Source organism: Pseudomonas edaphica (genome assembly GCF_005863185.1).
Lineage (GTDB): Bacteria > Pseudomonadota > Gammaproteobacteria > Pseudomonadales > Pseudomonadaceae > Aquipseudomonas > Aquipseudomonas edaphica.
This window is the reverse complement of record NZ_VBVZ01000873.1, coordinates 1-1,886: the sequence shown is the minus strand read 5'-3', so window position 1 is coordinate 1,886 and position 1,886 is coordinate 1. Positions and strand designations below refer to the sequence as shown.

Genomic DNA, 1,886 nt, shown 5'->3' with positions numbered 1-1,886 from the left:
CCGACCTGCTCGACACCCAGGACGGCGCGCCGGTGATCCGCATGATCAACGCCTTGCTCACCCAGGCTGCGCGCGATGAAGCCAGCGATATTCACATCGAACCCTACGAAACCCATTCCGTGGTGCGCTATCGCGTCGATGGCACCCTGCGTGACGTGGTGTCGCCGCGCAAGGCGCTGCATGGCGCGCTGGTGTCGCGGATCAAGATCATGGCCCAGCTCGACATCGCCGAAAAGCGCTTGCCCCAGGACGGTCGTATTGCCCTGCGGGTGGCGGGGCGGCCGATTGATATTCGCGTGTCCACCGTGCCGACGGGGCATGGCGAAAGGGTCGTGATGCGCCTGCTGGACAAACAGGCCGGGCGCTTGCAGCTGGAAACCCTGGGCATGCAGCCGCAACTGCTGGCGCGCCTGGATACCTTGATCCGCCAGCCCCACGGCATCGTGCTGGTCACCGGGCCGACCGGCAGCGGCAAGACCACCAGCCTGTACGCTGCCCTGGCGCGGCTGGATGCGAGCACCAGCAATATTCTCACCGTCGAAGACCCGGTGGAATACGACTTGCCCGGTATCAGCCAGATTCAGGTCAACGCCAAGATCGACATGACCTTCGGCCTGGCACTGCGGGCGATTCTGCGCCAGGACCCGGACATCATCATGATTGGTGAGATCCGCGACCTGGAGACCGCGCAAATCGCCGTGCAGGCTTCGTTGACCGGGCATTTGGTGCTCGCCACATTGCACACCAATGACGCGGTGTCGGCGGTCAACCGCTTGATCGATATGGGCGTCGAGCCGTTCCTGTTGGCCTCGTCATTGTTGGGCGTATTGGCCCAGCGCCTGGTGCGGCGCCTGTGCCCGCATTGCAAGCAGGAAGACCCGGCGGCGCCTGGCACCTGGCGGCCGGTGGGGTGTGCGCAGTGCAACCAGATCGGTTACAGCGGGCGTACCGGCATCCATGAATTGTTCTGCGTTGATGACGATGTGCGCAGCCTGATCCACCAAGGCGCCGGCGAGCAGGATTTGCGCCTGGCTGCACGTCGCGCCGGCATGTTCAGCATGCGCGAGGATGGCGAGCGCTGGGTACGCAGCGGCGCCACCGCAGTCGAAGAAATCCTGCGCGTGACACGGGACGCCTGATGAATCGCTATCGTTACGAAGCCGCCGATGCCAGCGGCAAAATCGAAGCCGGGCACGTGGAAGCCGACAGCCAGAGCGCGGCGTTTGCCCAGTTGCGCAGCCGTGGCTTGACCGCGTTGCAGGTACAGATTGAGGGTAATCAAGCGGCGGCCGGCGGCGGCAGCCTGTTCACGCCCAAACTGTCAGACAACGATCTGGCCTGGGCCACGCGGCAACTCGCGAGTTTGCTGGGCGCCAGCCTGCCGTTGGAGGCGGCGCTGAGTGCCACGGTGGAGCAGGCCGAGAAAAAACACATCGCCCAGACCCTGGCCGCCGTGCGCGGCGATGTACGCGGCGGCATGCGTTTGGCCGACGCCTTGGCGGCGCGGCCACGGGACTTTCCATCGATTTACCGTGCCTTGATTGCGGCGGGGGAGGAATCCGGTGACCTGGCCCAGGTGATGGAGCGCCTGGCCGATTACATTGAGGAGCGTAACAACCTGCGCGGCAAGATCATGACGGCGTTCATCTACCCCGGCGTGGTCGGGTTGGTGTCCATTGGCATTGTGATTTTCCTGTTGAGCTATGTGGTGCCGCAGGTGGTCAGCGCGTTTTCCCAGGCGCGCCAGGACCTGCCGGGGCTGACCCTGGCGATGCTCAATGCCAGCGACTTTATCCGCGCCTGGGGCTGGTTGTGTTTTGCCTTGATTGTCGGTGGGTTTTGGGGCTGGCGCCTGTACCTGCGCAACCCGCTGGCGCGGCTCAATT

The 1,886-nt window shown here is 64.5% G+C and carries 2 protein-coding genes; both read left to right on the top strand.

Going from position 1 to position 1,886, the window contains the following annotated elements; genetic code table 11:
• On the top strand, positions 1–1,139 hold a 1,139-nt coding region (gspE, locus tag FEM54_RS31600; protein WP_138454170.1), incomplete at its 5' end, for a type II secretion system ATPase GspE.
• Positions 1,139–1,886 (top strand): type II secretion system F family protein (locus FEM54_RS31595; protein ID WP_171045956.1); only part of this gene is annotated, 748 nt, incomplete at its 3' end. The genes gspE and FEM54_RS31595, both read left to right, overlap by 1 nt.